9 protein-coding genes and 1 rRNA gene are annotated in these 8141 nt (G+C 58.0%); 6 read left to right on the forward strand and 4 right to left on the reverse strand.

What is annotated here, in order from left to right:
* Positions 1-5 precede the first annotated feature (5 nt).
* From F4V54_RS05755 to F4V54_RS05765, 3 genes are read right to left on the reverse strand one after another with little or no spacing between them, the layout of a single operon-like run.
* Positions 6-2207: a heavy metal translocating P-type ATPase gene (locus tag F4V54_RS05755; RefSeq protein ID WP_150386539.1), complete on the reverse strand. Its 2202-nt coding sequence runs from the start codon at positions 2205-2207 to the stop codon at positions 6-8.
* Between the two features lie 39 nt (positions 2208-2246).
* On the reverse strand, positions 2247-2453 hold the full coding sequence (locus tag F4V54_RS05760; protein ID WP_150386540.1) for a heavy-metal-associated domain-containing protein: 207 nt from the start codon (positions 2451-2453) through the stop codon (positions 2247-2249).
* A 21-nt stretch (positions 2454-2474) separates the two neighbouring features.
* On the reverse strand, positions 2475-2678 hold the full coding sequence (locus F4V54_RS05765; RefSeq protein WP_150386541.1) for a hypothetical protein: 204 nt from the start codon (positions 2676-2678) through the stop codon (positions 2475-2477).
* Positions 2679-2774: 96 nt separating this feature from the next.
* Between F4V54_RS05765 and trxA the strand changes: the two genes are divergently transcribed.
* A complete protein-coding gene (gene trxA / locus F4V54_RS05770; protein ID WP_150386542.1) occupies positions 2775-3152 on the forward strand; it encodes a thioredoxin in 378 nt (125 codons plus the stop codon).
* 85 nt (positions 3153-3237) lie between these two features.
* Positions 3238-4011: a PspA/IM30 family protein gene (locus F4V54_RS05775; RefSeq protein WP_052092775.1), complete on the forward strand. Its 774-nt coding sequence runs from the start codon at positions 3238-3240 to the stop codon at positions 4009-4011.
* Between the two features lie 2 nt (positions 4012-4013).
* Here the strand turns inward: F4V54_RS05775 and F4V54_RS05780 are convergent, their stop codons facing one another.
* The gene (locus F4V54_RS05780) at positions 4014-5153 is read right to left on the reverse strand and encodes an NYN domain-containing protein (RefSeq protein WP_034663813.1); all 1140 of its coding nucleotides are present in this window, start codon (positions 5151-5153) and stop codon (positions 4014-4016) included.
* A 210-nt stretch (positions 5154-5363) separates the two neighbouring features.
* On the opposite strand from F4V54_RS05780, the gene F4V54_RS05785 reads away from it, so the two are divergent.
* From F4V54_RS05785 to F4V54_RS05800, 4 genes are all read left to right on the forward strand, one after another.
* Positions 5364-5738 (forward strand): GntR family transcriptional regulator, encoded by a 375-nt coding sequence (locus F4V54_RS05785; RefSeq protein WP_102723565.1) that lies wholly within the window; start codon positions 5364-5366, stop codon positions 5736-5738.
* Positions 5735-6493 (forward strand): ATP-binding cassette domain-containing protein, encoded by a 759-nt coding sequence (locus F4V54_RS05790; protein WP_150386543.1) that lies wholly within the window; start codon positions 5735-5737, stop codon positions 6491-6493. The genes F4V54_RS05785 and F4V54_RS05790 overlap by 4 nt, the downstream gene beginning before the upstream one ends.
* The gene (locus F4V54_RS05795) at positions 6494-7504 is read left to right on the forward strand and encodes a hypothetical protein (RefSeq protein WP_102723563.1); all 1011 of its coding nucleotides are present in this window, start codon (positions 6494-6496) and stop codon (positions 7502-7504) included.
* Positions 7505-8081: 577 nt separating this feature from the next.
* Positions 8082-8141 (forward strand): 16S ribosomal RNA (locus F4V54_RS05800); the annotation flags it as partial.

The raw sequence follows: 8141 nt of genomic DNA on the forward strand, positions 1-8141 counted from the left end.
CTTACTCAACCACGACGCAGCCTCAAGGAATTGGTCACAACAAACACGGAAGAAAACGCCATGGCGATGCCGGCCAACATCGGGTTGAGCAGACCAAATGCGGCCACAGGGATGAGGATGACGTTGTAGGCGAAAGCCCAGAACAGGTTGCCCTTGATGGTGCGTAGCGTGCGTCGAGAAAGGCGGATCGCATCGGCAGCGCTGCCCAGATCATTGCCCATGAGGGTGATGTCCGCAGCCTGGATGGCTACATCCGTACCGGAGCCCATGGCCAAGCCTAGGTCAGCGGTGGCAAGCGCGGCAGCATCGTTGACGCCGTCGCCGACCATCGCCACGGTTTTGCCTTGGGATTGAAGCTTTTCTACGACCTCAACCTTCCCCGCTGGCAGAACCGATGCCGTAACGCAGTCCTGGTCTATCCCCACTGCCCGTGCCACAGCGTGTGCTGCACCCGGGTTATCACCGGTGAGCAAATACGGTGTGAGGCCCAAGGAACGCAGATCCGCGATTGCCTGCGCGGACGTGTCCTTAATGGTGTCGCTCACCGCAATGACCCCAGCATCCGTGCCATCCACAGTGACAGTGATGGCGGTGGCACCTTCCGCTTCATAGGCTTCGGCTTCCGCACCACGGCCGCGGCCGACGGTGACGTGGGAACCACGGACAAGCGCCTGCACGCCTTGCCCCGCTTCGGAGGTGAAGCTCTGTGCTTCGGGGATCTCAAGTCCACGCTCCTGCGCCGCGGTGACAATTGCTTGGGCGATTGGGTGCTCTGAACCAGACTCTACAGCCGCCGCGAGAGCGAGCAGTTCGTCCGCGTTCAAACCAGCATCCGCCGCCGGGGACACAGCATCCACCGACATGTTGCCACTGGTCACAGTGCCTGTTTTGTCTAGAACGATCGTGTCCACTTTGCGTGTGGACTCCAGGATCTCCGGTCCCTTGATCAGCAGGCCTAGCTGCGCACCGCGACCGGTGCCCACCAGAATTGCGGTGGGTGTGGCCAGCCCCAACGCACATGGGCAGGCGATGATGAGCACAGCAACAGCAGCGGAGAACGCCGCCGGCGTGTCGTGCCCCAGGAGCAGATGCACCACCAGAGTGATCAGTGATGCAACAATCACTGCAGGCACAAAAACTCGGGAAATACGGTCCACCAGGCGCTCAACTGGCGCCTGTCCGGCCTGCGCGTTGCGGACGAGCTCGATCATCTGCGCCCACGTGGTCTCCGACCCCACACGGGTGGCCTCAATGATCAGGCGGCCAGACAGGTTTACTGTCGTGCCGGTGACGGTGTCACCCTCGCCGATGTCTACAGGGACGGATTCGCCGGTGAGCATGGAGTTATCCACCGTGGATAAACCTGATTGAACCACACCATCCGTGGCAATCTTCTCGCCCGGGCGAACCACAAACTGATCACCGACCTGCAGATCAGCAGCTGGGATGCGCACCTCTTGGCCGTCGCGCAGAACCGTGGCAGTCTTCGCGCCCATGGTGGCCAACTCGCGCAGAGCCTCGGAGGAACGCCCCTTCGCCTTCATCTCAAACCAGCGGCCGAGCAGCAGGAACGTGATTACCACCGCGACGGTTTCAAGATAAATCGGTGGCGCTTCCTGCGCACTGGCGCCCGCAAACTGCACCCACAGTGCCCACAGCGACCACACATAGGCAGCCGTGGTGCCCAGTGAAATCAGTGTGTCCATGGTCACCGCGCCATGGCGCAGATTCGTCCACGTCGCGCGATGGAAAGGAGCACCGGCTACGAAGTAAACCACCGTGGTTAGCGCCAGCGCGAGCCACTCCCAGCCCGGGAACTGCACCGCCGGGACCATGGAGAGCACGGACACCGGCACCGTCAGCACCGCCGACCAGATCACAGTGCGCTTGAGCTTCTCCGTCTCCTCATCGCGAATAGCATCAACATCAGGGGTCGGCTCACCCGACTCAGCATCCGCCCCAGCGCTCGCCGAAGCGCCACCAACAACAAAAGCTTCATAGCCCGCATCGCGGACAACCTGCATGAGGGCGTCCGGATCCGTCAACGACGGATCAAAGTCCACGGCCGCAGTCTCGGTGGAAAAGTTCACCGTGGCATCCACCCCGGGAACCTTGTTCAGTTTGCGTTGCACACGCGAAGAACACGACGTACAGGTCATGCCCATCACGCCCAAATCAAGGTGCGATGGTGTGGGGGTGCTTGTCATGTCTAACTCCTTACATAGCAGGCAGACCGGTCAAGTTAGTTAAGTCAGGGTGTAACCAGCTTCTGCGACTGCCTCAGCAATTTGCTCACGGGTGAAACCGGAGCCAATGACTTCGACGTTACCCGTTGTGTGATCAGCGTTAACACCGGTCACACCGGGGACTTCGCCGATCTCCTCGTTGACGCTGGCCTCACAGTGGGCGCACGTCATGCCGTCAACGTTAAAAACAGTTTTTTCAGTACTCATGGGATTGATGGTAGGCGCACTTTAGACGTCGACAAGCGAAAAGCCTGCGTATTCGACCGCGTACTCGATCTGCTCATCCGTGAAGCCTTCGCCCGTGACCTGCATGAGGCCGGCTTCCACATCAATGTCCACACCCTGCGTGCCCAGCACCTCGCTCACTTCAGACTGAAGTTTTTCAACAGACGTGGCATCCTGCGGTCCTTCGAACCTGTAGTTCTTGGTCACGATTGCTCCTTTTCTGCCCCGAATGGGAATGAATCGAAACTGAGTGGGGTTGAACTCACTGATAGACGTTACCCGAGTAGACGAAAAGGATTAATAATGAGCACCATTAACGTCACTGAAGACACATTCACCCAGGTTATTCAAGACAACGACATTGTCATCGTGGACGCATGGGCCGATTGGTGCGGGCCGTGCAAGGCTTTCGCCCCGACATTTGAGAAGGCATCAGACAAGCACGAAGACATCGTCTTTGCCAAGCTCGACACTGAAGCCAACCAGGGTCTCGCTGCCGCGCTTCAGATCCAGTCGATCCCCACTCTCTTTGTTTTCCGCGAAGGCATCCTTCTCGGCCAGCAGTCCGGTGCGCTGCCTCCCGCCGCGCTCGAGGAGTTCATCCAGGCCACCCGCGACGTGGACATGGAGCAGGTCCACCGTGACATCGCCGAGCAAAACGCACAGCAGGATGAGGCTTAAGGCTTTTTCGCTTATCGACGGGTTGGCTGCTTCCCACGTAAACTCGGGTCCGTATTTGCTCCCAACATGTTAAGGACGCGCAACCATGGCTAACCCGTTCAGCAAGGGCTGGAAGTACCTCATGCAGTCGTTTGATTCTGCGATTGATGAGAATGCTGATCCGAAGGTCCAGATCGAGCAGGCCGCCAACGCGGCGAAGGAGCAGCATAACGCGATTACGCGCCAAGCTGCGGAGATCATTGGCCAGAAGAAGCAGCTGGAAATCAAGATCAACCGGCTGCGTGAAACTCAGGCGCAACAGCAGGAGAAGACCAAGACCGCACTGCAGATGGCGGACAAGGCCACGGCAGAGGGGGATACCGCGAAAGCACAGGAGTTCAACAACACTGCCGAGGTACTCGCCACACAGCTGGTAACAACTGAGCAGGAGCTCGCAGATCTGACTGCGCAGTACGCGACGGCAGAGCAGGCAGCAAAGCAGGCTGAGGAAGAACAGCGCAGGTCTGAAGCACGTTTGGAAGAGCAGCTCGCCGAGGTCAACCGCCTCCGTGCCCAGGTGGATCAGGCCAACATGCAGGAGATGTCGGCGCAGGCCATGGACACCATCGGCCAGTTCCGCACGGATGATTCCGTGCCCACCCTGGATGGTGTGCGTGACAAGATTGAGCGCCGCTACACCACCGCACTTGGCCAGCAGGAACTCGCCGAATCCAACCCGGACAATGTCATGTCAGAGATTGAATCCGGTCAGGCTAACACCGATATTGCTGCGACCTCCAAGCTGGCGGAGATCCGCGCAGCTATGAAGAAAGAAGCTGCTACTAACGGTGAACTCACCCCAGACACCGAATCCGACTAGTTCTAGGTCTGGTTCCTGCGAATATTGATCAGTACCGCGCGAATCCCCGAGTGGAAACCATCGCGCAGATTGACGCGCTGGTTCTCACTCAACGTGTACTCATGCAGAGTTTCACAGGCGAACTGGAGGAGCGGGCGATCAATCTCTGGTGGCAAACCACCGCCGGACAGCATGTGGGCCTTGTCGCGCTGCTCTGAAGAAGCGGCGTTATCAAACCACCACGTTGCATACTGTTGTCCCACGTCAAATGGAGTTTGAAACCCGGAGGAAGTCCACACCTCCTCCGGCAGTGGAACATAACGCGAACGCAGCTTGCGGCGCGGTGCCATCATGGATGGCTTTGGCGTGTGGCTTGCACCAACGTCACTGGTCGTGTCCGCCAGCTGTGCCGGGGAAGGTACGGTGGCCCTTTCAGGTTTCGGCATAGCCTCCTGCGTAGCCTCTGGCTCGGAGCTGGGGGCTTCACCGGCGGCGTCGATAAGCTGCGCGGATAGTGGTTGCTCACCGTCGGGGCGCGGAATGTCGCACATGCCCTCGTTGTCCTCCATTTCGGCATCGGCGAGGGGGCGTTCGCGGATGCTTGGCGGGAGGGGCCCTTCGAGAACCTGCAGTTGCATGGCGTCGGCGAAATCCTCGCGCGGATCGAGGATCGTCGTGGTGTCACATGCGTGGCGCAGGGCCGACGACATAGAATCCCAACCGAAGCCATAGAGGTGCACGCGGATGCCGGCGTTCGTGGCTTCCTCCACGCCTGGGATCATGTCAGCATCGCCACTGACCAGTACAAAGTCAGTGAATTGGCCACGCATGGCGTTGACCACGACGTCGGCCACGAGACGGGTATCCACACCTTTTTGTGTGCGACGTTCACCCCATTCGATGAGCTGGCCGGTGCGCAGCTGCACGCCATCACACGTGCGCAGCGCGCGCTGGTAGCGGTGCGGGCCCGAGTCGGGGATGCCGTCGTACCAGTACTGACGGTGAATCGGCTGATCAAGCTGCTGCGTGATCATGCCGGAAAGATTGGCAACAACCTCCGGGAGATCAATTTCTAACTGTGAACGTGCACCTGTCTCCCACGAGTTGTAAAAGCTCGCGAGCAGGTAAGACGTGTCCACAAAGACGAGTGTGCGTTCAAGCATGGCTCCTGACTTCCGTATCTATTCATGTAATTAAAAGTTTTGTCGCTCACCCAGTTTGCCTGACTTGTATGGCTCTCGCTGAGAAATCGCATTGACCAGGTCGAAGAAGGCGCACGTGAGTGATTTCTGCTTTGTTCAACGTGTTTTCATTGTGAAAAATTTCGCTTGGTTGTACGGTTGGTTAATCAGCTAATTAACCGGAGGTGAAAGGTGGGCAATGACACAGAACCGTTATTCCTTCAGATCGCACGGCTAATCCAGGACCAGATCATGGACGGCGAACTCAAGCCCGGCCAACGCGCCCCATCGACGAATGAGCTCGCCGCATTCCACAGCATCAACCCCGCCACCGCGCGCAAAGGGTTGACATTGCTCGTCGAAGCAGGAGTCCTTGAAAAACGCCGCGGCATCGGGATGTTCGTCACCGAGGGTGCGCCCGAGCGCATCGTCGCCAAGCGCCGCGAGGACTTCGCTGGCGACTACATTGCACCGCTTATCGACGAAGCCTTGCGCCTGGGCTACGCCCGCACCGACCTCCACGACCTCATCTACCGCGTCGCAGAAAGCAGAGGAATGTACCAATGACCATTTATGTCTCACGTTTGGCTCACAGCTTTGGCAAGAACGACGTCTTGCAGGGCGTCACCGTGGACTTCGGCCCCGGCATCCGCGGCCTGCTCGGTCGAAATGGTGTGGGTAAATCCACGCTGCTGAAGATCATCGGCGGCCAGCTCAAACCTGATTCAGGCATGGTCAAGGTTTTTGGTGAGCGCCCCTTCGACAATGCCCGCGTCATGGATAACACCTGCTTGACGGGTGTGGATACCGCCTACCCGGGTTCGTGGTCCGGCACTGACGTGATCAAAGGTGCGCAGTTGCGTTACCGCACGTGGAATCAAGCGCTTGTCGACGAGCTCACCGCCGATTTCGAGATGGGCGATGCCCTGAGCACCCGTTACGACAAACTTTCTCGCGGACAGCGCGCCATGGTCGCCATCATTATTGGGCTGGCCTCGGGCACGGAGCTTTTGCTTCTCGACGAACCCTATGTCGGCCTGGATACCCACAACACCGATGTGTTCTACCGTCATCTTCTCGCCCAGGCAGATTCCGGCCGGACGATCGTGATGGCCACGCACCATATCGACGACGCGGCGAAAGTCCTGGATGATGCGGTGATTCTGGGACGCGACGGGGTCGTGCTCAAGCAATGCGCCCCTGAGGATGCCGATGAATTCGCTGTCGCGGGCCCGGAACTTGTGCCCATTAGCGACGCCCCGCGTCATGCGCGCGCTGCCACTTTCGACGACCTCATCGAGCACTACTTGGAGGTGTCCTAGATGAACACGAGCCTGCTTGGATATTTCCGCCACCAATTCGTCGCGCCACCGCTGACCCGACTGATCTGGATGATCCCGATGCTCGCGATGCTTGCATTCGGGCTGCTTTATGTCACCCGTGATTCAGTAGTCGGTGTCATATTCGGCCCAATGATCCTGACGGTTGTCATGATTGGGGCGCTGTCGTCGGAGGACACCGCCTACACGGCTTACGGGATGCCTAGTTCTCGGGCCAAAAAACTCACTGCCATGGCGGTTGTTCCCTCTGTGGCGTTCAGCGCGGGCATTGCGTTGGTCGCGCGCCCGGACTGGGTTGGAGCCGCGGGCGCACTCGTGGCGCTGGTGTCGGGGCTGCTCTTCGGCGGCCAATACATAGCCGGCCATGGAGTGGCGAGTGACCGGAAGGCGGATTCGCACCTTGGAGGCGGCAGCTTCGAATTCGAATTGATCTTCAAACCGCAGCTGCTGTGGGCTCTAGGTGCGGGTAGTGCGCACTCACTCATGATCCCTTTGACCAGCTTCATTGGTAACGACACATTGCGTCCACTCCTTGGTGGCCTACCGATCATGATCTGGTATTCGGCATATTGTATGCAGGGTCTCGGAATTACCGGTGCGGCAACGGGCGCAAGCTACGGCGTGCCCCGACGACAGTGGTTCGCATTGTCGTGGGCGGCTGCCATCGCCGCGGTGGTGGTCTATATCGTTGTGGCCGGGTTGTTCAGTCCCGTGACGGGCACCTGGCCAGCGGTGATAGTTACCGGTGCCGGCGGTTTTGCGTGTGCTGTTTTGGGCGGGGCCATGAAGATCTGGCGCACGGAATTAGGCATGCTTCCCGCCTACATGATGTTCTTCATCGCAAATGGGGCATCGGATACTCAAAGCTTCCTCGACGGCGCAGTCATCTTTGCGCTGGCCACAGCGGGAATCATCGCATTGGTCGGCATCGTCATTCAGGCTGGGTATCTCATGGGTTTAATCAACCCAAAACATGCTCAAAAGAACCGTTAAAAAACATGAGATAACCAGGGGATTTGTGTTGTTGGTTGGGTGTGTGTAGTTTTATGTGAGTCAGCGTGACCGACAACGCCCCGCTAGGCGGTCTGATTGTGACTGGTTTGGTGAGATGGCGGTAGGAAAACGAGCGTTGATGGTTCCTTTCACTTGATCCGCGTACTGCGATTTGGTTTGTGGTGTGGGTGTGTGTAAGCTTCAGCAAGCTGCTTTGGACAGGCCCTGTTTGTGGGGTGTGTTTGAGTGTGCGTGTGTTGTGTGAGAACTCGATAGTGTGCCAATGATTTTTTGTTTGGTTGGTTTGTGTGGCTGTGTGCTCCTTTTTGGGGTGTGTGCTGGTCGATGCTGTCTGAACCATTGATGGGATGGTGTCGTCTGGTTGGTCGCATGACTGATTGGATGTTTTTTGTTGTTGTCTTTTTTCCTCGTCGAATGGGGCGGCAACGTGATGAACCTTTTTTGGTTTGTTGAGTAATTTTTGGATGTGCCAGGCCAGCATCTTTTTGTGGTGTTGGTGTGGTTTGTTTTGGTTGGGTTTTGGGCTTTTCACGGCTCGGTAATCTTTTACTGATTTTTTGTGGAGAGTTTGATCCTGGCTCAGGATGAACGCTGGCGGCGTGCTTAACACATGCAA

The sequence above is a fragment of the Corynebacterium tuscaniense genome (assembly GCF_008693065.1).
GTDB classification, from domain to species: Bacteria; Actinomycetota; Actinomycetes; order Mycobacteriales; family Mycobacteriaceae; genus Corynebacterium; species Corynebacterium tuscaniense.

What these genes read in the sequence shown, in the direction of transcription:
- F4V54_RS05795 (WP_102723563.1), top strand. Translation starts at nt 6,494, where the DNA reads ATGAACACGAGCCTGCTTGGATATTTCCGCCACCAATTCGTCGCGCCA.
- F4V54_RS05760 (WP_150386540.1), bottom strand. Translation starts at nt 2,453, where the DNA reads ATGAGTACTGAAAAAACTGTTTTTAACGTTGACGGCATGACGTGCGCC.
- F4V54_RS05775 (WP_052092775.1), top strand. Translation starts at nt 3,238, where the DNA reads ATGGCTAACCCGTTCAGCAAGGGCTGGAAGTACCTCATGCAGTCGTTT.
- F4V54_RS05790 (WP_150386543.1), top strand. Translation starts at nt 5,735, where the DNA reads ATGACCATTTATGTCTCACGTTTGGCTCACAGCTTTGGCAAGAACGAC.
- F4V54_RS05755 (WP_150386539.1), bottom strand. Translation starts at nt 2,207, where the DNA reads ATGACAAGCACCCCCACACCATCGCACCTTGATTTGGGCGTGATGGGC.
- F4V54_RS05780 (WP_034663813.1), bottom strand. Translation starts at nt 5,153, where the DNA reads ATGCTTGAACGCACACTCGTCTTTGTGGACACGTCTTACCTGCTCGCG.
- trxA (WP_150386542.1), top strand. Translation starts at nt 2,775, where the DNA reads ATGAGCACCATTAACGTCACTGAAGACACATTCACCCAGGTTATTCAA.